This window comes from Clostridium bornimense (assembly GCF_018917145.1).
Lineage (GTDB): Bacteria > Bacillota > Clostridia > Clostridiales > Clostridiaceae > Clostridium_AN > Clostridium_AN bornimense_A.
This window is the reverse complement of record NZ_JAHLOD010000051.1, coordinates 1-25,004: the sequence shown is the minus strand read 5'-3', so window position 1 is coordinate 25,004 and position 25,004 is coordinate 1. Positions and strand designations below refer to the sequence as shown.

20 protein-coding genes and 1 riboswitch are annotated in these 25,004 nt (G+C 29.4%); of the genes, 19 read left to right on the top strand and 1 reads right to left on the bottom strand.

Annotated features, from left to right (window positions below):
- The first annotated feature begins 125 nt into the window (after positions 1 to 125).
- The 19 genes from KQI30_RS14145 (at position 126) to guaA (ending at position 23,702) form a co-directional block, all read left to right on the top strand.
- Positions 126 to 851: a phosphatase gene (locus tag KQI30_RS14145; RefSeq protein ID WP_216463997.1), complete on the top strand. Its 726-nt coding sequence runs from the start codon at positions 126 to 128 to the stop codon at positions 849 to 851.
- Positions 852 to 900: 49 nt separating this feature from the next.
- Entirely contained in the window at positions 901 to 1,818 is a 918-nt protein-coding gene (gene murB / locus KQI30_RS14140; RefSeq protein ID WP_216463996.1) for a UDP-N-acetylmuramate dehydrogenase, read from the top strand.
- A gap of 154 nt (positions 1,819 to 1,972) precedes the next feature.
- On the top strand, positions 1,973 to 2,164 hold the full coding sequence (locus KQI30_RS14135) for a nucleotidyltransferase domain-containing protein (RefSeq protein WP_216463995.1): 192 nt from the start codon (positions 1,973 to 1,975) through the stop codon (positions 2,162 to 2,164).
- A 151-nt stretch (positions 2,165 to 2,315) separates the two neighbouring features.
- The gene (locus KQI30_RS14130) at positions 2,316 to 3,188 is read left to right on the top strand and encodes a DNA-3-methyladenine glycosylase family protein (RefSeq protein ID WP_216463994.1); all 873 of its coding nucleotides are present in this window, start codon (positions 2,316 to 2,318) and stop codon (positions 3,186 to 3,188) included.
- Positions 3,189 to 3,583: 395 nt separating this feature from the next.
- Positions 3,584 to 3,871: a co-chaperone GroES gene (groES, locus tag KQI30_RS14125; RefSeq protein WP_216463993.1), complete on the top strand. Its 288-nt coding sequence runs from the start codon at positions 3,584 to 3,586 to the stop codon at positions 3,869 to 3,871.
- Between the two features lie 48 nt (positions 3,872 to 3,919).
- Positions 3,920 to 5,545 carry a chaperonin GroEL gene (gene groL, locus KQI30_RS14120; RefSeq protein ID WP_216463992.1) on the top strand — a complete coding sequence of 542 codons (1,626 nt, stop codon included), beginning with the start codon at positions 3,920 to 3,922 and terminating at the stop codon, positions 5,543 to 5,545.
- A gap of 353 nt (positions 5,546 to 5,898) precedes the next feature.
- A complete protein-coding gene (locus tag KQI30_RS14115) occupies positions 5,899 to 6,648 on the top strand; it encodes a prepilin peptidase (protein WP_216463991.1) in 750 nt (249 codons plus the stop codon).
- Positions 6,649 to 6,725: 77 nt separating this feature from the next.
- Positions 6,726 to 8,411 carry a GspE/PulE family protein gene (locus KQI30_RS14110; protein WP_216463998.1) on the top strand — a complete coding sequence of 562 codons (1,686 nt, stop codon included), beginning with the start codon at positions 6,726 to 6,728 and terminating at the stop codon, positions 8,409 to 8,411.
- 18 nt (positions 8,412 to 8,429) lie between these two features.
- Positions 8,430 to 9,632 (top strand): type II secretion system F family protein, encoded by a 1,203-nt coding sequence (locus KQI30_RS14105; RefSeq protein WP_216463990.1) that lies wholly within the window; start codon positions 8,430 to 8,432, stop codon positions 9,630 to 9,632.
- Positions 9,633 to 9,658: 26 nt separating this feature from the next.
- Positions 9,659 to 10,090: a type IV pilin protein gene (locus KQI30_RS17410; RefSeq protein ID WP_216463989.1), complete on the top strand. Its 432-nt coding sequence runs from the start codon at positions 9,659 to 9,661 to the stop codon at positions 10,088 to 10,090.
- 67 nt (positions 10,091 to 10,157) lie between these two features.
- Entirely contained in the window at positions 10,158 to 11,318 is a 1,161-nt protein-coding gene (gene pilM, locus KQI30_RS14095) for a pilus assembly protein PilM (protein ID WP_216463988.1), read from the top strand.
- Between the two features lie 2 nt (positions 11,319 to 11,320).
- Complete coding sequence (locus KQI30_RS14090; protein WP_216463987.1) at positions 11,321 to 11,884, top strand: hypothetical protein; 564 nt, start codon at positions 11,321 to 11,323, stop codon at positions 11,882 to 11,884.
- The gene (locus KQI30_RS14085) at positions 11,871 to 13,091 is read left to right on the top strand and encodes a hypothetical protein (RefSeq protein ID WP_216463986.1); all 1,221 of its coding nucleotides are present in this window, start codon (positions 11,871 to 11,873) and stop codon (positions 13,089 to 13,091) included. The genes KQI30_RS14090 and KQI30_RS14085 overlap by 14 nt, the downstream gene beginning before the upstream one ends.
- Positions 13,092 to 13,105: 14 nt before the next feature.
- Complete coding sequence (locus tag KQI30_RS14080) at positions 13,106 to 14,143, top strand: prepilin-type N-terminal cleavage/methylation domain-containing protein (RefSeq protein WP_216463985.1); 1,038 nt, start codon at positions 13,106 to 13,108, stop codon at positions 14,141 to 14,143.
- 25 nt (positions 14,144 to 14,168) lie between these two features.
- Positions 14,169 to 16,289: a pilus assembly PilX N-terminal domain-containing protein gene (locus KQI30_RS14075; RefSeq protein ID WP_216463984.1), complete on the top strand. Its 2,121-nt coding sequence runs from the start codon at positions 14,169 to 14,171 to the stop codon at positions 16,287 to 16,289.
- Between the two features lie 13 nt (positions 16,290 to 16,302).
- A complete protein-coding gene (locus KQI30_RS14070; RefSeq protein ID WP_216463983.1) occupies positions 16,303 to 16,905 on the top strand; it encodes a prepilin-type N-terminal cleavage/methylation domain-containing protein in 603 nt (200 codons plus the stop codon).
- A gap of 16 nt (positions 16,906 to 16,921) precedes the next feature.
- Entirely contained in the window at positions 16,922 to 20,296 is a 3,375-nt protein-coding gene (locus KQI30_RS14065; protein WP_216463982.1) for a DUF5057 domain-containing protein, read from the top strand.
- A 179-nt stretch (positions 20,297 to 20,475) separates the two neighbouring features.
- Positions 20,476 to 20,573, top strand: a riboswitch (purine riboswitch).
- 113 nt (positions 20,574 to 20,686) lie between these two features.
- Positions 20,687 to 22,138, top strand: a complete 1,452-nt coding sequence (gene guaB / locus KQI30_RS14060; protein ID WP_216463981.1) for an IMP dehydrogenase — start codon at positions 20,687 to 20,689, stop codon at positions 22,136 to 22,138.
- A gap of 22 nt (positions 22,139 to 22,160) precedes the next feature.
- Positions 22,161 to 23,702, top strand: coding sequence for a glutamine-hydrolyzing GMP synthase (guaA, locus tag KQI30_RS14055; protein WP_216463980.1), 1,542 nt, complete (start codon positions 22,161 to 22,163; stop codon positions 23,700 to 23,702).
- Positions 23,703 to 24,254: 552 nt separating this feature from the next.
- On the opposite strand, the gene KQI30_RS14050 is transcribed toward guaA, so the two are convergent.
- Positions 24,255 to 24,839, bottom strand: a complete 585-nt coding sequence (locus KQI30_RS14050) for a helix-turn-helix domain-containing protein (protein WP_216463979.1) — start codon at positions 24,837 to 24,839, stop codon at positions 24,255 to 24,257.
- Between the last annotated feature and the right edge of the window lie 165 nt (positions 24,840 to 25,004).

Below are 25,004 nucleotides of genomic sequence, written 5' to 3'. Positions count from 1 at the left end.
ACATTTAGGAGTAATTCTATACAGTCTATATAATTTCCAGTAATCTTTAGCATATTGTAGTGAATTTTATTACTGGAAATACATATTAAATTCACTACAAAATTAATTATACGAGGAGTGATAGTATGAGAAAGTATCCTGTAGATTTACATACCCATACAATAATAAGTGGTCATGCATATTCAACATTGTTAGAGAATATAGAAGAATGTAGAGAAAAAGGAATAGAGGTTTATGGGGTATCGGATCATGCACCATCGATGCCAGGCGGGGCACCGTTATTTTATTTTGGCAATCTGAAAACTATACCAAGGATAATAAAAGGGGTAACAGTATTGAAAGGAGCAGAAGGAAATATAATTGATTATAATGGTAATATAGATTTACCGATGAGAATTCAGAAATCTATCGATTATATGATTATCTCCTTTCATGATGTATGTATATCTCCTGGAACTATAGAAGAGAATACTAAAGCTGTTCTTAAAGCGATGGATAATCCTTATGTAACAATATTGGGGCATTGTGGTAATCCTGTTTTTCCGTTAAATTATGAAGCAGTAGTAAAAAAGGCAAAAGAAAAGGATATAATTATAGAAATAAACAATTCATCTCTTGGAGGATCAAGAGTAGGAAGTTTAGATAATTGCACAAAAGTAGCAGAATTATGCAAAAAGTATGGAACAAAAGTTATATTAGGATCAGATTCACATTTTTGTACTACTATAGGTGAGTTTGAAAAGTGTGAAGAGATATTAAATAAGGTATTATTTCCAGAAAAGTTAATTATGAATACTTATGATAAAATAATAAATTATTTAAAAAACAAAGGAAAATTGCATGATTTATAAAATTACAGTATACTAAGTTTATTGTTATCATATATGTTGAGGTGTTAGAATGAATCATTATTTGGACTTTGCAAAGGAGCTAAGTTTAATTTTAAGTAAAGAAGATATTAAATTAGATGAACCAATGAAGAAACATACTTCATTTAAGGTAGGAGGACCAGCTGATATATTAGTGACTCCTAAAAATGTTGACGAATTAGTAAAGGTAATTAAAAGTTGTAAAGAGAAAAAGATACCATATTTTATAGTAGGATTTGGTTCAAATCTTCTTGTAAAAGATGGTGGTATAAGAGGCGTTGTTATTAAGTTAAGTAACTTTAGTAATATCGATATTAAAGATAATGTAATTAAGGCACAATGTGGAGCATCTTTAGCTAAAACTGCTAGAGAAGCATTAAGTTGTTCTTTATCAGGGTTGGAATTTGCTTGTGGAATTCCTGGTACTATTGGCGGAGCAATAGCTATGAATGCGGGTGCCTACGGTGGAGAAATGAAAGATGTATTGTGTAATGTTACTATCTTAGATAATGATGGAAATATAAGAACATTATCTCATGATGAATTAGAATTAGGATATAGAACATCATCAGTATTAAAAAATCAGTATATAGCAATAGAATGTGAAATGAAACTTAAAGATGGAGAATATGATGAAATTAAGAAAACTATAGATGACTTAATGGGAAGAAGAGCAGAAAAGCAACCGTTAGAATATCCATCAGCAGGAAGTACTTTTAAAAGACCAGTAGGTTATTTTGCAGGAAAGCTTATAGAAGATAGTAACTTAAAAGGTAAAACTATTGGAGGAGCATCTGTATCTGAAAAACATTCTGGCTTTATAATAAATAAAAATAAAGCTACGGCTAAAGATATTTTAGATCTTATTAGTCATGTTCAACAAATAGTTAAAGCAGAATTTGATGTTGTACTTGAAACAGAAGTAAGAATAATAGGTGAAGAGATTTAAATAGTGAAGAAGCTGTTGCACTGAAAAAAAGTGTGGCAGCTTTTTTTATTAGTGAATAGGTGTTAGTAATAGACAATTGTGAAAAGTGAATTAAATAAATGATATAATTAATTTTAAAGTGGTTAATAATAAATAAGTGGGTAGGAATATAGAGATGAAAAGTGAAGTTAGTTATAAGTTAGAAGATGAAGTTAGATTAGAAATAATTAAAGTGAAGAATGCAATTTTAAATAAGTTAAATGATGTAGAAATATATTTATATGGATCTATAGCAAAGGGAGCATATTCAAAAGATAGTGATATGATTATGAAATCATTGAAAAAGATGAATATAATCAATATCTAGAAGAAGTTTTTCAACTTTTGATTATATTAAAAGAAATAAGAAGTAATCTATGAATTAGGTACATTGAAGAAATTTTGCACTAAAACTGTGCACTGAAAAAATGAATTGATTGAATTGCAAATTGTTTGAATTGAAATAGAGGTATATAACAATGGATTATAAAAATATAGAAGAACATAAGGAATATATAAAAATAACAAAAGTTAAGAATTTTAACTTAAGAGACATATTTGAATGTGGTCAATGTTTTAGATGGAATAGTAATGATAAAGACACATATATTGGTGTGGCTTTTGGAAAGGTTATAGAAGTAAAGTTAATTGATGAAGATTTATACATATACAATAGTACAAAAGAAGAAGTAGAGAAAATTTGGATTGACTACTTTGATCTAAATAGAGATTATGGGCTTATAAAGAAGGAACTATCAAAAGATCCGCTGTTGTCAGAAGCGGTTCAATTTGGTAAGGGTATTAGATTGTTAAAACAAGATCCTTTTGAACTTATAATTTCATTTATAATTTCAGCTAATAATAGAATACCTATGATAAAGAGAGCCATCGATAAAATATCACAAAGATGGGGAGAAAAATTAGAGTATAAAGGAAACATATATTATACGTTTCCCACTATAGATAGTTTGAGAAATGCTACGGAAGAAGAGCTAAGAGAGTGTGGAGTTGGATTTAGAGGTAAATACATAAAATCTACAGTAGATATTTTAAGTAGTAGTATGATAAATGAGATGTTAACTGCTAATGATGATCAGTGCCATAAGTTACTTCAAAAGTTACCAGGTATCGGACCTAAAGTTGCTGATTGTATAATGCTTTTTAGTATGGAGAAGTATTCAGCATTTCCTGTAGATGTCTGGGTAAAAAGAGCTATGCAACATTTTTATTTAGCTCCAGATGTATCGTTACCTAAGATAAGAGAATTTGCAAGAGATAAGTTCGGCAAAAATGCTGGATTTGCACAACAATATTTATTTTATTATGCAAGAGAAAATAAGATAATAGTATAGTTATTTGAAGAATTGGACTATGGAGATAACAAATGAAAATTTGATCGATATAGTCTTTTTTATTAGGTTATTGGAATAAAAAGTTATTTTTAAAGTAATAATAGAAAAAGTACAATTTTTATATAAATAAATTATGGATATATGTAGAAATTTCTTTTAAATCCATAAATATGAAAATCATAGAAAAGCAGTGAAAATCATAGAAATAGTGATTTATTTTTATATAATCGATATTAAAAGAATAAATTAAAAAATAAAAAATCTATAAAATGGTTGCAATACTTTGCTAGATTATTTATTATAATATTATTAGCACTCGATAAAGTTAAGTGCTAACAAAATAGTATACATAATGAATTTTAAATATTAATAGATTTTTAAAAGGAGGAATTTACATGAAACTTAGACCATTAGGAGATAGAGTTGTTATTAAAAGAGTAGAAGCAGAAGAAACTACTAAAGGAGGAATTATCCTTACATCAACAGCAAAAGAGAAACCTCAAGTAGCAGAAGTTATTGCTGTGGGACCAGGAGGTACTGTTAATGGTAAAGAAGTTAAAATGGAAGTAAAGGTTGGAGACAAAGTATTATTTCCAAAGTATGCAGGTAATGAAATTAAATTTGAAGGTACAGAATATACAGTGTTAAACCAAGGCGATATTTTAGCTGTTATTGAAGAATAATTTTTAGAAGTGAAATATAAATAGAAAAATTTAAGGAGGAATTAATTTATGGCTAAGGAAATATTATTAGGCGAAGAAGGAAGAAGAGCCATGCAAAGAGGCGTGGATGTATTAGCAAACACAGTAAAGGTAACATTAGGACCAAAAGGAAGAAATGTTGTTTTAGATAAGAAATTTGGTGCACCACTTATAACTAATGATGGTGTTTCAATTGCTAGAGAAATTGAACTTGAAGATCCATTTGAAAATATGGGAGCACAACTTGTTAAAGAAGTTGCAACTAAGACTAATGACGTAGCAGGGGATGGTACAACAACAGCTACATTACTTGCTCAAGCAATTATAAGAGAAGGATTAAAGAATGTAACAGCTGGAGCAAACCCAATGCTTATAAGACAAGGAATCAAAAAGGCAGTAGATGTTACTGTTGAAGAATTAAAGAAGATTTCAAAACCTATTAACGGTAAAGAAGATATTGCTAGAGTTGCAGCTATTTCAGCAGCTGATGATGAAGTGGGAACACTAATTTCAGATGCGATGGAGAAGGTTGGTAACGAAGGTGTTATAACTATAGAAGAATCTAAATCAATGGGAACAGAATTAGATGTAGTTGAAGGAATGCAATTTGATAGAGGATATCTAAGTGCATATATGGTTACAGATACTGAAAAGATGGTAGCTGATCTTGATAGTCCATATATCTTAATTACAGATAAGAAAATTAGTAATATCCAAGAAATACTTCCAATCCTAGAACAAATAGTTCAAACAGGAAAGAAGTTATTAATTATCGCTGAAGACATAGAAGGAGAAGCTCTTGCAACTCTTGTTGTAAATAAACTAAGAGGAACATTTACTTGCATAGCTGTTAAGGCACCTGGATTTGGTGATAGAAGAAAAGAAATGTTACAAGACATAGCTATTTTGACTGGTGGTCAAGTAATATCAGAAGAAGTAGGAAGAGAATTAAAAGATGTTACATTAGACATGTTAGGTGTTGCTGAAAGTGTTAAGGTAACTAAGGAAAATACAACAATCGTTAATGGAAAAGGCGATAAGAATGCTATCAAAGATAGAGTTAATCAAATAAAAATGTTAATTGAAGAAACTACTTCTGATTTCGATAAAGAGAAATTACAAGAAAGATTAGCAAAACTTGCTGGTGGAGTTGCAGTAATTAAAGTTGGTGCAGCTACAGAAACTGAACTTAAAGAAAAGAAATTAAGAATTGAAGATGCTTTAAATGCTACTAAGGCAGCTGTTGAAGAAGGTATAGTACCAGGTGGTGGAACAGCATATGTTGCTGCTATATCATCAGTAGAAAAATTAACAGATAATAATGCTGATGTTCAAGTTGGTATAAATATAGTAAGAAGAGCATTAGAAGAACCATTAAGACAAATTGCAACTAATGCAGGTCTTGAAGGATCAGTTATTATAGAAAAAGTAAGAAGCAGTGAAGTAGGAATAGGTTTTGATGCTTATAATGAAACTTATGTTGATATGGTTAAGAATGGTATTGTAGACCCAACTAAGGTTACAAGAAGTGCACTTCAAAATGCTGCATCTGTTTCAGCTACATTCCTTACTACAGAAGGTGTAGTGGCTGATATACCAGAAAAGAATCCAGCACCAGCAGCACCAGCAGGAATGGGAATGGACGGAATGTATTAATTGAACAACACCAATAATGTTTTATAGTTATAACAATTATAAATCTGGTAGTAGTTAGATTATTAAAAATTAAAAGATAGAAGCAAATTATTTTATCATCGCATTAGTGATATAAAATAATTTGCTTTTTTTTATGTAAAAATGATAATACTAAATTTATATTATACTGGCATAAAGTATAATTATTGTTATTTTTAACAATAATTTAAAACTAAAGTTAAAATTTTTGAGAAAAATTTAATTAATTACAAAATATATATGGAAAAATATCTTTTTAATGGTATAATACATATAGTGGAATAATTTCAAAAATATATTAATAACATATCTAATAAACAGGAGATGAATTTGTTGTGTATACAGTTTTTGTAGTTATATTGGGATTAGTTATAGGTAGCTTTTTAAATGTATGTATTTATAGAATTGAAAAAGAGGAATCGATAGTGACTCCATCATCACATTGTATGAAATGTGGACATGTACTTAAATGGTTTGAATTGATACCAGTATTGAGCTATTTATTTTTGAGGGGAAAGTGTAGAGGCTGTGGTGAAAAGATATCTATAAGGTATCCAATTATAGAAATTTTTAATTCAATTTTATATTTAATATTATATATGAGATTTGGATTTACTATAGATTTTTTTAAATTTGCTTTTTTAGCATCATTACTAATAGTAATTGGTGTTATTGATTATGATACAACTTTTGTATACACCTCTACTATTAGAACAGGAATAATAGGGGGAATAGTTTTTCTTGTTTTAAAAGTAGTTATTGACGGAGAAGGTATCATAGATAATGTTATAGGATTTGCTATTGGATTTATCGTTATATTTTTAATCGTTGTTATCACGCAGGGAATGGGAGAAGGAGATTATGAAATAGCTGCTATATCAGGATTATTTTTAGGCATCAAAGGAATTGTAGTAACACTTTTTCTTTCTATTGTATTAGGAGGAATTGGAGCTACTATTTTGCTTATAAGAAGAAAAAAGGGGTTACAAAGTGAAATGGCATTTGGACCATATATCGCTTTAGCTACAGTAATAACAGCGTTATGGGGAGAAAAAATATTAGAGATTTATATGATGATGATATGAAAAAAATTCTGTTTTTTTAATGTAAAGGTTTTAGCTTTGGTTTTATAGTTTAGTGCAAGGGGGGAATAAAATTGAATATGTTTGAGAAAAAGCGAATGGGAGATATTTTACTAGAACGTGGAAAGCTTACAAGAGAACAATTAATTACTGCACTAGATGAACAAAAGAAATCAGGCAAGAAGTTGGGGGAAATATTGATAGAACATAATATTGTATCTGAAGAAGATATTATAGATGTAATAGCAATGCAAACAGGCATAGAAAAGATAGATCTTACAGTAATAGATTTTGATAATAGGGCAATAAAAATGTTATCACAAAATCTTTGTAAGAAATACGAATTTATTCCTTTTGGATTTAATGAAAATAAGATTAAAGTAGCGTTATCAGACCCATCAAATATTTTTGCAATTGATGATATATCTATTGCAACAGGATTTGATGTGGAATCATATATATCACCAAAGTGGCAAATAAGAAAATTTATAGAGGTATATTATAACAACCAACAAATTGATAAAGCAGCAGAAGAATTATTTAAAGAGACATTAGAAAATAAATCCATAGAGACAGATATAGAAGAGGTTAATGATGTAAGAAATGCTCCAGTAGTAAAAATGATAGATTACATTTTTAAAAATTCAATAGAAATGAGAGCATCGGACATTCATATAGAGCCCTATGAAAATGAGATAAGAATACGGTATAGGATTGATGGACAATTAAAGCTTATTAATACATTACCAATAGAAAGTTTGTCGCCGCTAGTAGCTAGAATAAAAATATTAGCCAATATGAATATAGCAGAAAAAAGACTGCCACAAGATGGGAGAATAATAACTACTGTAGGTGATAGCGATGTAGATCTTAGAGTATCTGTTTTACCAATAGTTAATGGTGAAAAGATAGTTATAAGAATATTAAATAGAAATAGTTATCAAATTGGTAAAGAAAAGCTAGGTATGAAAGAAAAAGATTTAAAGAAGCTAGAAAATATAATATCTAGTCCTAATGGAATAGTGTTAGTAACTGGACCAACAGGTAGTGGTAAATCTACTACTTTATATACAATCTTAAATGAATTAAACACAAATAAGGTAAATATCGTAACTGTAGAAGATCCTGTGGAGTATACATTGAAAGGTGTGAATCAAGTAAATGTAAATACAAAGGCAGGATTAACTTTCGCTAGTGGTCTTAGAAGTATATTAAGGCAAGATCCAGACATAATCATGATTGGAGAAATCAGAGATGATGAGACTGCTGAAATAGCTGTAAGGGCAGCTATAACAGGACATTTAGTTCTTAGTACTATTCATACTAATGATGCACCATCATCAGTAGTAAGGCTTATGGATATGGGAATAGAGCCATATCTAGCATCTACGTCTATTGCAGGAATAATTGCTCAAAGACTTGTAAGAAAAATATGTCCCAAATGTAAAGAATCTTATGAAGCTAGTGAATATGAAAAAAGAATATTGCTAGGAAATACTTCAAAATGTCTTACTTTGCATAGGGGTAAAGGCTGTGGATATTGCAATGATACTGGATATGTAGGACGAATAGGGGTATATGAAATCATGGAAATGTCAAGAATGTTAAGAGATGCCATGGCGATGAAGAAAGACATAGGAGTTTTACGAGATATAGCAAAAAATCAAGGAATGAGAACTTTAGGAGAGCAATGTATGGAATTAGTACTAGAAGGTATTACTACTTTTAGTGAATTAGCATCTATAACTTTATTGAAGGAAATATAGACAAGGGGATGAAAAATAGTGGCTAAGTTTAAATATAAGGCTATGAACAGTCAAGGGGAAAGATTAGTAGGGAGCTATGAGGGAAATTCAAAAGAAGATGTTATATCTATGATTTCAGCAAATAATATGTATTTGTTAGAGTTAGAAGAGGTTTATGGAAGCAAGGAAATACATTTAGCTTCATCAAGAAAAGTTAAAGCAAAAGATTTGGCAATGTTTTGCAGACAATTCTATGTAATGATAGATGCAGGACTTACCATTAATATAACATTAGATATTTTATCAAATCAAGTAAATAATATAAAGCTTAGAGAAACATTAAAAACTGTTAGTGAAGATGTACAAAAAGGAGAGACATTATCTGCTTCAATGAATAAACATAGTGATGTGTTTCCAAATCTATTAGTAAAAATGGTAGAGTCAGGAGAAGCTAGTGGAGCAATTGATAAAATTATGCTAAGAATGGCTAAGTACTATGAAAAAGAAAATAAAATAAATGGCAAAATTAAAACTGCCATGATATATCCTATAATTTTAAGCATTGTCGCTGTTGGTGTCCTTATACTTATGATGGTAAAGGTAGTACCAATGTTTGTAGATTTATTTCAACAAAATAATGCTAAGTTACCATTAATAACAAGGATGTTATTAGCTATTAGTGGCTTTATTACATCTCATTGGATATTAATACTTATAGTTTTAGCAGTAGTTATTGGTGGTTTTATATATTATAAGCGTACAGAAGAAGGTCAATATAATATAAGTAAATTAGCGCTTAAGATACCAATACTTAGGGAACTTATTAAAAAAATTATAGTTTCTAGGTTTACAAGAACTTTATCAACATTATTATCTAGTGGTATTTCTCTTGTAGATGCTATAAGAATTGTGGCTGGAGTAGTAAACAACAAAGTAGCTGAAGAAGGACTTATAAAAATAAGTGAAGATGTAGTAAAAGGAGAAGGGTTATATGGTCCTATAAAAGCTAATAATCTTTTTCCAGCAATGCTATCATCAATGATAAAAATCGGAGAAGAATCAGGGGCTTTAGATGATATTTTAGATAAGACAGCAGATTTTTATGATGATGAGTTAGATATGGCTATATCTTCGGGAACTGCAATGTTAGAGCCGTTGATGATAATTGTGATGGCAGTTGTTGTGGCATTTATAGTTTTTGCAATTATGTTACCTATGTTTGATATGTATCAACAAATATAAAAAATAAAGATTTAGGAGGAGTTTTTATGAAAAAGCAAACTGTACTTAACAAAAAGAAGAAAGGATTTACACTTATTGAACTTATTATAGTAATGGCTATTATGGCTATTTTAGCAATGATTGCAATACCTAAATTTACTGAGTTTAAAAATACAGCAAATAAGAAACATGATGTAACAACTGGTCGTACTATAGCTAATGTAGTGAATACATTAAATGCAAATGGTAGCTTTTCAGGAACAGTAAGTGGCTTGGATATTAGTTCAGCAGATGCTAACGCTGTATTAATAAGAAGTATGTTAGAAAATGGAGCACCAACAGCTAAAACTACAGCAGTTAAGGATAAGAATTTTTTTGTAAGTATAGATTCAAATGATAAGGTGACAGTAAAAACAGGTGATAATTATGCAAGTGGAAAAGAAGTATATCCAAATCCAGATTCTGACACTTTTAAGTAATAAAAATTTAAAGTGTAAGGATCTCCTTACACTTTAATCCATATAAAATTCTAGAAAGAGGGTGAAGATGGAAGTGGAAACTATAAAAGATAAGTTACATATAGGTAACGAGAAAGTTAAAAATATAAATATTAATAAATTAAAATCATTGGGAAAGTCTAGTAGAAAAAAAGATAAAGAAGTTATAGTATTTGATATTGGGACAAGTTCTATAAAAGTATTAATAGGGAAGTTTTATAGAAATAAGGTAGTAGTTATCGATTGTATAATAGAGAAAACTCCTGAAGGATCTGTTGTAGATGGAACTATAATAAATACTTTAGCTTTACAATCTGTAGTAAAAAGGATGTTAGAAGAAAATGATATAAAGATAAAAGATGCTATTTGTACCACAAATTCTTCTTCCATTATTAATAGAGAGATTTATATTCCTAAAGTTGACAAAAGTGAAATGGATACAGTGATTAAATTTGAGATACAAGAATATCTTCCAATAAACCTTAATAACTATATTGTGCAATATATTGAATTAGGGGAAGAAGAAGTTGATGGAAAAGAAAAAATAAAGGTTAATGTTATTGCTTATCCCGAAAAGGTGGCAAGGACATATTATGAATTTATAAAAAATTTAGGGCTTAAACCTTATGCTTTAGATACTACTTTTAATTCATTAAATAAAATAGTTAAAGTTTCAAAAGAAATAAATGAATATGAATATAATTATGATGATACACTAGCATTTATAGATTTTGGTGTATCTTCAGTTGATGTAAATATATATAAGAACGAGAAATTAGACTTTACAAGAATATTGAAAATTGGTGGTAATGAAATTGATTATGCATTAAAAAATAAATGTAACATTCCTCAAAATATTTTTGAAAGAGTGAAATTTCAAGAAGTAAACTTAATAGATTTAGAAGAAGAGGGACCTAGTGCTGTAGTTAGAGATATTATAGAAAAGTGGACATCTGAAATAGATAGAATTTTTAAGTTCTATAAAAGTAGAGATATAGGAAATAAAATAGATAGAATTTTCATTTATGGCGGTGTTTCAAAAACTAAAGGAATAGAAAGTTATTTATCAGGAAGATTTGCTACAAAAGTAAGAAGAGTAAAGGAATTAAGTAATGTGTACTTTGAGGATAATAGAGATGGAGAAGCTTCTATAGAAAAGTATGTAAATGCTATTGGTGCACTTATAAGACTAGATGAGGAGGAAGCATAACTATGAGAGATCTTAATTTTTTTAAAGATTACAAAGGCGGAAAGCAAGAAAAGATAAAGCAATCAAAATTTTTATATATAGTAATAGGAATTTGGGTAGCGATAATAGTTATAACTTTAGGGTACAATTCCTTTAATATTTTAAGGTATAAAAGCAAATATAAACATTATAATGAACAATTAAATTCTGAAAGTGTTACAAAGAAACTTAAAAAGGTAGAGGAAGTAGAAAATAAAATATCTGTATTGAAAGTATATGATACAAATCTTAGTGAAGTAACTATGGCTGTAGATAGAAGAGATGATGTATCAAAAGATATTATAGAAAAGATAAGAAAATGTGGCACAGAAAATATGGAATGTTCTAAGATTTCAATTCAAGAAGGGGTAGTAACTGTCGAGGTTACTGGAAGTAGCAGAAATGATATTGCAACACTGCAATATAATCTTAAGAAATTAGGAATTTTCAATGATGTCCATGTTAATGAGGTAAAAGAGGATTCAGGAAAGTTTACTTCTAGTGTAAAGGCTGTAATAAAGGTGGTTGATGATAATGAAAATAAATAAGAATGAAGAAAGGCTTTTAATAATATTTATTTTATTATTATTATCACTAGGATACTATTTCTTTGTATTTGAGAAACAAAAAAATAGATCAGAAGAATTAAAGGTACAAGCTTTAGAAGAAAAAGCAAAATATGATGAGGCTATGACGAAGATAGCATCATTAGAAAAAAAAGAAGGACAACTTAAAGTATTAAATTCTAATATTTCTATAGTTACAGATAAATATTATAGAGAACTTGTTGAAGAAAATATAATAGTTCAATTAAATAAGTTTATTGAAGATACTAAATTTAATGGGAAAGTATTAACTTTTAATCCTATAGATATAGTAGAAATGGAATATCCTATGGCTACTGTAGCAAATCCAAGGAGTACTCTTAAAGAATTTGCAGATAATTATAAGTCAGGCAAGGCAGTTCAATCATCTAAAAATGATGGAACTACAACTAATGAAAATAGTGAAAACGCAACAAAAGCAACAGATATAAAAATGAAGAAAACTGTAGCAACAGTGGAACAAATGAAATTTATCGTAGAATTTAATGATGCATCAGTGGATTCTACAATGGATTTTCTTAAAGCTATAGAAGATAATGGAAAGAAAATTGTTATTAGGAATATTGATATAAAAGGCGTAGGTGATAATGTTATTTCAGGAACTATTAATTTGGAAGTTTATGCTATGCCATCATTAGATAATAAAAAAGAAAAGAGTTTAGTTAACGGTAATAATGAAGGTGTAGATGTAGTATTTAATGCATCATCAGTTATAGAAGATAAGAAGGAAAACAATGATTTTGTTATGATGTTAAAGTCATATAAGTCAGTATTTCCAACAGCAATTATAGGAAAAGCTGATGCTAATGGTAGTAAGTCATATTTAAGTTCTATAAATAATAAAGAGGAAAATGTTGAAATTGTATTAACTAAGGATTCTGGTAAGTATTACTACAAATATAAATTAGGTAATAGTACATATCCAACAAGCTATATTGGTAATGGATTAGAATTTATACCTAATGGAGATAACATAAACTTTAAAATAACATCCAGTGTAAGAAGTGGTAATGATGATAAAGGTGGAGTAAAAATAAAGATAGTAAATAAAACAGATAAAGTTGTAAAAGTAAAGGTAACAGATGATGATAAAAAAGATTCTAGAGTTCATATAGACAATGAAGGTGGTAGTGTAGATATAGAAAAATAAGTAGGTGATTTTCTATGGAAAAGAGAAAGAAAAAAGGTGCTACTTTGCTAGAAATTATAATAAGTATGGCTATAATAGCTATACTTGTTATACCTATTAGCGATTTAATTATGTCATCAGTAAGGAATAATAGGAGAGCTAAAGATGAACAAAATGCTAAGTTACTTGGGCAAAGAATATCAGAAGGAATAAAAGATGCAGATATTGAATTAGGTGCTAGTAGTGTTGTTATAAACAAAGGAATAGACGAAGGAAAAGATAACAAAACAATCGAAGCTGATAACTATAAAGATATAAAACTAGAAAAAGATCCTGTTAATGCTGATAAGTATGAAGTTTCAAGTATAGATATTGGAAAAGGATTGAAAGCAGATATAACTTTAGAAAAAAGAAAAGATATGCCTTCTGATAATGTATTAACTAAAATAAATTGGGATGCCATTATAAATTTAGATTATAACGATGTTGATAAAGCAATTTACGTTAAAGTTATAGATATTAATAAAAGTGTAAGTAGTTTTGAACCACAATATAGGTTAAGTGAAAATAAAATATTTATTGATAATCTAGAAGACGTTGTTTATGTGGGATTTAAATATTTAAATCCTAGTGATGGAACTGAAGTTTATAAAACGACTAAGTTAAGTGATGGCAATAAAGTTAATGATGTAATTAATTTCAAAAGAGAAAAAATTAATAAATTCTATGATGGGAAAAAGAACTTGTTAACTACAGCAACAGGATATATAAAATTTATTATAGATGAAGAAATTCCAGATGATACTATAAATTCTTTAAGTATAAAAGTAAATAATAGATGTGAAAATGCTCCAATTACTATTAATGCAGAGACCGAAAATAGAGATTTACCTAAAAAATTTATTGAGAATACATCTGAAGCTTATGAGGAGTTAACTATAAATAGATATTATAGTAGAAGGGAACTAGATAGAGATGAACGAATTGGAACTGCATACAATTACGTAGTTAAAATATATGATTCTAAGGGATATACAGTATATAAAGACTTTGGACTTAAAAACTTAAAGTGATATTTATTAATGGGGAGGTGATTTGATGAAAAATAGAAAAAAAGGAGCAACAATGATAACAGCTATTATTGTATTTATGGTACTTACCATTGTCGGTACATCACTTATTTCTTTAACCTTTAGTGGATATAAGGCAAGAATTGGTGAAAGCAATAGGTTAGAAAATTTATATGGAGCTGAATCAGGATTAGATTTATCTTATAACATTATTGCTAATGTTATAGAGAATGGCATACGTAAAGGAGAAGAGGAAGTAGAAAATAGTAAAAGTGTTGATTATGATGAATGTAATTATACATTTAAAAAAACTGTTGGTGAATATATAAATAATAACTTAAAAGATTCTATTGAAAAGAGAAAGTGGATTAAGTTAAATGGTACTGATACTGATGACTTAAATATAGATAATGATAAGGGAGATTTTAAAGTAGAAGCCAATATAGTAGGCAATATAAGTGATTTAGGGAGCGGAAAAACATATTATGATAAATTTAATATTACATTAAAGTCAACTTTTATTTGTAATAATAAGAAGGGTGAAGGAAATGACATAGAAAGATCTATACAGGCAAAGTATATAGTAAAAGTTCCTGATTACTTAAAAATTGAGTACGAAACAGTTGGTAAAACAAAAGTATATGAATATAATCAAGTAATTGCTGTAGATGGGGATATGGATATTAATGGAGTGACTGAGATTACTGGTGATATTTATTCAAAAGGAAATATTCCTTATAGTAGCTGTAAAGACACAAAATATAATGGTGGTATTACTATTGGTAATTCCTCCGATGTTAAAGTAACAAATGGCAAAATTATTACACCAAGAACAGTACAAGTAAATAAAGATGGTAAAATTACTGCAGAAGATATATACGCAGGTAATGTAAATATAGGTAAGTTGAAATCGGATGATAATAATAGTACAGGTGGTAATGTTTATGCTAAAAGTTTATGGGTAAGAAATGACTTAGCTATTAATTCCGTTGGTGCTAGTGTAAAATTAGATAACTTTTATGGAATAAATGATTATTACGCTGTAAGCAAAGATAAAGGTGTTAAAGAAACTGCTGTTACAAGAGGAAGAGAAGATTTATCTAGCAGCATACTTATAAATGAAAACAAAGCAAACATTGATATTAACAATGAAGCATATATATGGGGAACAGCATACGTTAATAATTATCAAACAGGAGAGTCTGTGGCTATAAAAGGAAATTATAAAGCTTATAGTTATAAGTTGCCATCAGCATCACAAAAAGATGTTAAGTTTAAATATGATGATTCAATGCAATTAATATATAAAATTAATAATAATAATATTACAGTTAAGGAAAAAGCTCAGTATATTAAGGAATATGATGAGTTATCAAGTAAAGAAAATTCAAACATGTCCAAATTGGAGAAATTAGGTACAATTTCAATGCCTAAAAATTCGACATATTCAGTAGCATCATATATAGATGAAGGAAAATTAATAGAAGGTAGTGATATTGATAAATTAAGTGAGAAACAAAGTATTGTAACTACTAAACAAGAAAAATATGCAGAAGAAGTATTAGGAATGGGAAGTTATAAATGGGAAAAAAATGAAGATAAGATAGTTGCCTTTGCTAATGGTGAAATTAAAAAGTCAGTGGCCAATGGGGTAGTTAAGTTTGAAAAAATAGAAAATGAAGATAATCAAAATTCAACAGTGAAAATTAAGGGAGCTAGTAAGAAGGATGAAGTTGGACATGTAGTAGTTAATAATAATGCTAATAAGACTGTTGTTATATTAGGTGATGGTGTTAAAAATATTTACACTGATGGAGATAAGTATATTGTAATACGTGATAGTGGGGAAAGTATTAATGGTGTAATAATAACTAAAGGAAATGTTGAAGTAACTGGAAAAGTTAAATTTAATGGAGTGATTCTTGCAAAAGGAGACTTTAAGACGATAGATGATAAAAATGACAAAGAATTTACAAAAGCAGTTTATGATGTAGATAAGATGTTAAGTAAGGCAAAGGTATCAAAGGAGATATATACAATTCCGGGAAAAGTTGATGAAAATGCTATTAAAAATGAAAATATGCAACCAAATAAACCATACAAAATAAAAGAGGCAATAGAAAAGAAATTATGGAAAATAATAAAGTAGAAAGGAAGAATTTATGAAGAAGAGAGTAAAAGGTATGACGTTAATTGAGATGATTATTTCATTATCAATTCTAACAATAATAATAGGCGTTATATATAGTTTCTTTTTTAGTAGTAATAGAATCCTTTCTGATGCTGATATAAATGAGGAGTTGCAAAGTGATGCACAAAGAATCGAATATAGGTTAAGCAAAGATGGGATGGAGTCTAGTAATATTTGCGACATAATTGACATAGGTAAGAATAATATTATAGATAATAACAGTGGTGAAGTTAGAGCTTTAAAAATAAAAAGACTGGATACAGAGAGTACAGAATCCTATATATTATTTAAATATATTAGGGATAAAAGTAGCTTATATTATAAGCCTACAGCTACGATTCCAGGGGATATAATTGAGATGGAGAATGATGATGTAAGTGGGTTTACGTTATTATCTTCAAATGTTGAAAACTTCAAAATTGATTCTACTGAAATAGATAATAGTGTAAGACCATCAAAAGTAAAAAGTTTTAAAGACACTAAATCTATTCAAGTTACTCTTATACTAAGCAAGAAGAGTGGGTACAGTGATGTAACGAGAAAGGTATCTACAGTGATAAAGTTTAGAAATTAGAAAAGGGGGGAGTAGAATGACTAATATTAAGAATTTCATAATGGAAAGAAAAAAAGTACTATCCATAATAATTATACTTACATTATTATTTACCATTATTTTTAGTGGTGTAAGATACAAGGCAGCTACAAACCCACTAAAAGAAAGTAAAAATCAGCTAAGTGTATTGGTGGTGAATCCTGGAGTAAATACAAATATAAACAGTGAAAGAACAAATGTAAAAACAAGTTATAATGGTAAAGATAAAAATGTTGATGTAAATGTAACATCAGTATCAATGCCACAATTTATAGGACAAGTGGATCAACTTAATGGTAAATATGATGTTGTGGCTATTACTAGAAATGATGTAACAGGTCAAGATACTGATTATACAAATCCATTTACTCCATATGATATGTTTGATGTAAACAGTAGTGATGATAAAAGTGGTGTGCCTATTCCAGAAGGATTTAAAAATGCTTATGGAACAGGTACTCCAGATAAATATAGAGTTAAAAATGGAATACAGACTTCTGAAATATATGGTGGAAGAACCTATGTAGAGTATTATAGTGAAAATGATATTACAAATAGAAGAGCAAAAGAAATTTTAGAAATGATTAAATCAGGACAACTTGTATTTTTCGATAAAGATATTTTTGATAAAAATGATTTAGAAGATACAAAGCTAGTAAAGAATTTTGCTAATGCATCTGGTGATAATGTTATTAAAGTTAATAGAAATGAAATTACAATACAAAATATAGTAGATAAGTATTTTGATAATAATGTAGTGAAAGAAAAAGATGTTAAGCCTGAAATAAAGATGAAATCAATGACAGAGGGCATTAAAGATACATCTAAAGATAGTGATAGAAATATAGAAGCAGAATTTGTAGTTAGTACCGGCAATGCAGTGCAAGATGGAGATAAAGTAAAGATAGACTTATATTTAGATTTCAATGGGGATACCTTATTTAGGGGAACAGATTTAGTTTATAGTACTTATGGGACTGTTGATAAAGGAGAAGTTCAATGTAAAATTAATTATGAAATAACTAAAGAGTTTGTAGGTCAATTAGATTGGAAGATAGAAGTTAGTACGTTTAAGGAAGCTGGATATAAACCGGATAAAAATGTGGAAAGTAATATTAAAACTAAATCCTATGTAACTGGAAATATAACTTATGTTAATAGTGAGATGAAGAAGAGAATAAAGGTATTACAAATTGTACCGGATAGTTATTCAGTACTAAATTTAAGCAATGATACAAGAATGCAAAATTATCTTTCAGGATCTAGCAATACATTTCTAAATAGTTATAATATATCTGTTGACTATAAGAAAATTTCAGAAGTAAAAGATATAGATGATAGTTATACTATGATAATATTTGGATTTGCAGATACTTATGGTGGTTCTTCTGATTTAGATGAAAATGTGGTAGAAAAGTTAAAGAAGTTTATTCAAGATGGAAAAAGTGTTATGTTTACTCATGATACAATGCCAATAAATATTGAATCGGCAGGAGACATTAATAAATCAATGACAGGACCAAAAAGATTAGCACAATTCTTTAGAGATCATATTGGTCAAGCTAGATATGTAGATCCTATGAGAAACAATGATGAAACAAATATATATTACACTTTTACACCTGTATATAATGATGAAGGAAAAGTTGATAGATTTGAAAGAGAATATAGAAAAATACCCCATGATGATATAAATATTCACAAAGAATTGAAGAATAAAATAGGAGATACTCCAGTTTATAGCTATGGATATACTACTCCTATATTAGAAAGAGTTAGAGTTAATAATGGATTTATAAGAGGAAACAGTAACGAAGGTGAATTATATAATCAACCATATAAGGTATTGAATACAGCTGTAGATGAGTTAAATGAAGGTTCAATAACAAGTTATCCATATAGTTTGCCAAGCAATATGTCAGTAGCTAGAACTCATAATCAATGGTATCAATTAAATCTTGAAGATGAAGATGTAGTACCATGGTATACATTAGATCCTAGTAACGTTGCAAATAATACAGTGAGCTTAAATAATGGCGGAGCTCGTGCTGGAATGTTTAAAAGTTATGATGCAAGAAACTATTACTATACCTATTCAAAAGGAAATATAACTTACTCAGGTACTGGACATAGCGATGGATTTACTAATGAAGAGTTAAAATTATTTGTTAATACAATAATTAAAGCTGATAGAAGTTGTAATCACCCACCAACTTTAGAAGCAAAGAAAAAAGAAGGACAAAATCTTTTAGAATTAAGTGATAATATGGAGATAAAAAGAGGAGATGACTTGAGTCTTAATATTACTCCATGGGATATAGATATTGGAGATATAATTAATGTAAATGTTGAAGCTTTTGTTGGTACTGATAATAACTTTGAAAAGGTTACACTAGATAATTGTAATTTTAATAAGAAGTCAGGAGAAACATTTGATTTTACAATACCAAAGAGTAAATATGAAAAGAAAGATATTAATAGAATTAAAGTTATAATAAGGGGTTCGGATGGTAAGGCAGATGCTATACCGATTGAAAAAACTTTTGTAATTATTGAAGATAATTTAGCGCCTATAATAGATGCTAAAAAAGTGGAAGGTGACAAGAATATAGATTTAAAAGATGACATGGATACCAAAAGAGAAGAAGATTTAAAATTAGCAATTACACCTAGGGATCCTGATGAAGATAATGTTATTGTTAAGATATCTTTTGAGAAATTTTCAACTTCAGAAAATAAGTGGTCAAAAATAGAATTAGGAAATTCAAAGTTTGAGAAAAACTCTGGAGAAACCTTTAACTTCTCTTTACCTAAAGAGAATTATAAAGATAAAGAGATAAGCAAGTTGAGAGTTACTATAGAAGGTGAAGATACTAAAGGGGAAAAATCAAATACTATAAAGAATATATTTAATATTACTGATTTCAATTATGCATTAGTACATGGTCTTTTTGATGATTATAGCTTTGAACATCCTGATAATGGTGATGCGATAATTAAAAATCCAAAATTAGTGGCAGATACTTATGGTACATTTGCTGTTAGGTATGTCCATAGAGATAATTCAGATTCTATTACTATAAATGTAGATGGAAGAATTAAGGATATTAATAATGTAGTGGCATATAAGGTAAATAGAAATAGCTTAGACAAAGTCATTACTGTTGAGCAAACTGTTAATGATAATAAAATAAAATTAAGGATAAATGACAGTAAAGTATCAAAAGGAGATATTATTTTAATAAAATATAGTGGCTATATGCCAAATTTAAATAATGAAAATGCTAGTTTAACTAATATTGCTACTATTAATGAATCTACTGCATCAGCAGAAACAAAAATAACAATAGTTAAGCAACCAGATTTATATTAATGATGAGGAGTATTCTCTAGTAAAAGGAGGATACTCTTTATTAAATATAAGTTTCAAAAGGAAAACAATAAAATTATATAAAAATTGTATGGTGGTAAACCTTGACATGAACCTTAAAAATTAATAAAATATTATAAACATAACTAATTGAAAGTTACATGTCGGATAACTGAATAAAATGAAATAAAAAAATCATTCCTCGTATATATCTTGAATATGGCAAGAAGTTTCTACCAGAAACCGATAATTTCTGACTACGGATGAAGGGTAAAATTCATATCCTTCCCGGAGTGTTTTTTATTTTTTGTCCTTAACATCAGAAGATAAAGTTCTAGTGTAATCTTGTCTTCGGGGAAATTTAATTTAAATAAAGAAAGGATGTATTGAAAGATGGCTAAAATTTTAAAAAAAGGTTATACATTTGATGATGTATTACTTGTCCCTAACAAGTCAGAAGTGTTGCCAAAGGAGGTAACTTTAGGTACAAACTTAACGAAGAAGATCAAATTAAATATCCCTATTATGAGTGCAGGTATGGATACTGTAACAGAATCAAAAATGGCTATAGCTATTGCTAGAGAAGGTGGAATAGGTATTATTCATAAAAATATGTCTATTGAAGCTCAAGCATTAGAAGTAGACAGAGTAAAGAGACAAGAAAATGGAGTTATAACAAATCCTTTTTCTTTAAGTAAAGAACATAAAATACAAGATGCATTAGATTTAATGAGTAAGTACAGAATATCTGGTGTACCAGTAACAGAAGACGGAAAATTAATAGGTATTCTTACAAATAGAGATATTCTTTTTGAAGAAGATTATAATGCTGCAATAGGAGATGTAATGACAAAAGGTGAATTAATTACAGCTCCAGAGGGGACAACAGTTGAAGAGGCAAAAGAAATATTAAAGAAACACAAAATTGAAAAATTACCTTTAGTTGATAAGAATAATGTGCTAAAAGGATTAATCACAATAAAGGATATTGAAAAAGTTAAGACATATCCTAATGCTGCAAAAGATGAAAAAGGAAGACTTTTATGTGGAGCTGCAGTAGGTGTTACTAAAGATATGATGGAAAGAGTTAAAGCTCTACGTGATGTTGAAGTTGATGTAATAACTTTAGATACAGCACATGGACATTCAGAAGGAGTTCTTGAAGCTGTAAAGAAGATTAAAGAAGTATATCCTGAAATGCAAATAATCGCTGGAAACGTAGCTACAGCTGCAGCAACAAAAGATCTTATAGAAGCTGGTGCAGATTGTGTAAAGGTTGGTATAGGACCTGGATCTATTTGTACAACAAGAGTAGTTGCTGGTGTAGGTGTACCACAATTAACAGCAGTTATGGATTGTGTAGAAGTAGCTAACGAATATGGAGTTCCAGTAATCGCCGATGGTGGAATTAAATATTCTGGGGATATGGTTAAAGCATTAGCAGCCGGAGCAAAGGTTTGTATGATGGGATCTATGTTTGCAGGTTGTGAAGAAGCTCCAGGTGAGGTTGAAATTTACCAAGGAAGAAGCTACAAGGTTTATAGAGGAATGGGATCTCTTGCAGCTATGAAGAAAGGTTCAAAAGATAGATATTTCCAAGAAGGGAATAAGAAGCTAGTACCAGAAGGGGTAGAAGGAAGAGTACCATTCAAGGGAGCATTAAGTGAAACTATTTACCAAATTATTGGTGGTATAAGATCTGGTATGGGATACTTAGGTGCTAAAACATTAGTAGATTTATATGAAAATGCTACAATGGTAGTACAAAGTTCTGCAGGACTTAGAGAAAGCCATCCACATGATATTCAAATAACAAAAGAAGCGCCAAATTATAGCACAAATTAAGCTATTATAATAGGAGGAAACCATGGAAAGACAATTAGTATTAGTTATTGACTTTGGAGGTCAATATAACCAACTCATCGCTAGAAGAGTAAGAGAGCATAATGTTTATTGTGAAATAGTACCTTACACATATAGTGCAGAAAAAATAAAAGCAAAAAATCCAAAAGGAATAATCCTTACTGGTGGACCAAATTCTGTATATGGAGAAGACACTCCAAAATTAGATCCAGAAGTACTTAATTTAGGAGTACCAGTGCTTGGAATTTGCTATGGACACCAATTAATAACTCATATGTTAGGCGGAAAAGTTCAAAGTGCTGAAGATATGGGAACTAGTGAATATGGTAAAACTGAAATAACTTTAAATACAGAAGAAACTTTATTTAAGGGAATGGACAAGGAAAATATATGTTGGATGAGCCATACAGATTATGTATCAGAAGTTCCAGCAGGATTCAAAGTAACAGCAACTACTAGCAAATGTCCAGTAGCAGCTATGGCAAATGATGAAAGAAAAATTTACGGAGTACAATTACATCCAGAAGTTGAACATACTCCATTTGGATTTGATATGCTTGGAAAATTCTTATTTGATGTATGTAATTTAAAAGCAGATTGGTCAATGGCTTCTTTTGCAGAAGAAAAAATTGCAGAAATTAAGAATTTAGTTGGAGATAGAAAGGTATTATGTGCGCTTTCTGGTGGAGTTGATTCTTCAGTAGCAGCAGTGTTAGTACACAAAGCTATAGGACATCAATTAACTTGTGTATTTGTTGACCATGGTCTTTTAAGAAAAGATGAAGGTGATCAAGTTGAAGAAATCTTTAAGAATCAATTTGATATGAATCTTATCAGAGTTAATGCACAAGAAAGATTCCTTGGAAAACTAAAAGGCGTTTCTGATCCAGAGAAAAAGAGAAAAATTATCGGTGAAGAATTCATAAGAGTTTTTGAAGAAGAAGCTAATAAATTAGGAGAAATTGATTTCTTAGTACAAGGAACAATATATCCAGATATCGTTGAAAGTGGAACAGCTACTTCAGCAACAATTAAGAGTCACCACAATGTTGGAGGACTTCCAGAAGATATGGAATTTGAACTTATCGAACCTTTAAGAGAATTATTTAAAGACGAAGTAAGAGCAGTTGGAGAAGAACTTGGAATTCCACATCATTTAGTATGGAGACAGCCATTCCCAGGACCAGGTCTTGCTATAAGAGTTCTAGGTGAAGTTACAGAAGAAAAGCTAGAAATCGTAAGAGAAGCAGATGCTATCTTTAGAGAAGAAATAGCTAACGCTGGACTTGAAGGATCAATATGGCAATACTTTGCGTGCCTACCAAACATTCAATCTGTTGGTGTAATGGGTGACGAAAGAACTTACTGCCATGCAGTAGGATTAAGAGCTGTAACATCTTCTGATGCAATGACTTCAGAATGGGCAAGAATACCATACGAAGTTTTAGATTTAGTATCAAGAAGAATTGTAAATGAAGTTAAAGGTGTAAATAGAATTATTTACGATATAACAAGTAAGCCACCAGCAACTATTGAGTGGGAATAAGCTTTTTCAGTAGTAAATTCAGTTTGATACCTTGAAATAACAAGGAAATATAAGTGAAATAACTGTTAAATATAAAGTGAATATTAAATTTAAAAGCCTTTGTGATATGTTTATTTAAATAGATGTATCATGAAGGCTTTTTTTATTTTTTGAATTTATTTTAATAAAATAGTCATAGTGAGGATAAAAGGAGGTGTCGCATTAACAAATAAAAAGCTGTTAGCGATACTTCCTTTTATTATGGCACAGATCAAGGCACAGGTTAAATGGCACAAGTAAGGCTAATTCACAATTCAGGCAATTCAAGCAATTCACAATGGTGGTTAATTTTCCTTGGTGGGGAAAATACTATAGTCCTGCGGACGGCGAATTACAATTGTATTTATAGATATGTTTAGTGCATATATAAAACTATTATACTAAAGTGTTGTTTTTCATAAATCATAGCTTTCCATACCTATGCCTTGCGCCTTGATAAAAAACTGTCGCACAACTTCTTTGTGCGACAGCGCCCTAATTTCATAGTTGCGTATGTCAATGTTACATAGATAATTAACTATCTACCTTTATATGTTTTAAAAGTAGTATTCCTTTTATTATTAATAGAAGAAATGCCACAGTTATAGCATAGGCTTCTCTTGTCATTGCCAAAAATAAAACTGCCAAAATACTAAGCACCATCGAACAACTTGTCACAACTTTTTGTCCTTTTTCAATTTTCAATTGTGTTAGCAGAATTTTTATAACTCCAGCCACAATAAGAGCGATAAACATAATCCAGTAAACCATGAGATTAAAGAATGTTGTTTCAGTATAGGTAAATAGATTTACTGAAAAAATATATCCATCAATGGGATTTGGATAAAGTGGCAGAACGATAAGGGTAAAGGAAAGTAAATCTACAATTCCAAATAATAAATCGCACATACTTTGAATATTGGATTTATTTTCTTTTTCAGCAATAGAAATTAATCTTTCTCCTGATAATAAATCATCAATTGTTACTGAAAAATAAGTTGATATTTCCTTTAATGAGTCAATACTTGGATAGCCTCTTCCTGATTCCCATTTTGAAATAGCAGTTCTGGACACATATAAAGCCTCTGCTAATTGATATGATACCTCTAAAGTAGACATGGTAAATAACCAAAATCTACTTTGGAGGTATTTTTTATGGGAAGACAATATAAATATTCTTTTGAAGATAAAATCAAGGCATCAAAAGATTATATTTCAGGAACTAGAAGTTGTCGTCAAATATGTTTAGATCTTGGAATTAAGTATGGTAATACTCGCGGTGGT